The organism is Streptomyces sp. NRRL WC-3618, assembly GCF_001280005.1.
Taxonomy (GTDB): Bacteria; Actinomycetota; Actinomycetes; order Streptomycetales; family Streptomycetaceae; genus Streptomyces.
Map to the genome: position 1 here is coordinate 1 of NZ_LGDW01000384.1, position 275 is coordinate 275.

Below are 275 nucleotides of genomic sequence, written 5' to 3' on the forward strand. Positions count from 1 at the left end.
CGCATGATCGAGATCCGGAAACAGAACCCCGCCTTCGGCCTCGGCTCCTACACCGAACTCCCCTCCACCAACCCGGCCGTCATCGCCTTCCTGCGGGAGTACAAGGACGACCTCGTGCTGTGCGTCCACAACTTCTCCCGCTTCGCCCAGCCCACCGAACTGGACCTCCAGGCGTTCAGCGGCACCCACCCCGTCGAACTCATCGGCGGAGTCCGCTTCCCCGCCATCGGCGAACTCCCCTACCTCCTCACCCTCGCAGGCCACGGCTTCTACTG

Annotated in this window: 1 protein-coding gene; it reads left to right on the forward strand. The window is 65.8% G+C overall.

What is annotated here, in order from left to right; translation table 11 throughout:
• The coding region (locus ADL01_RS27175; RefSeq protein WP_199834938.1) for an alpha-glucosidase C-terminal domain-containing protein at positions 1 to 275 on the forward strand (275 nt) is incomplete at both ends.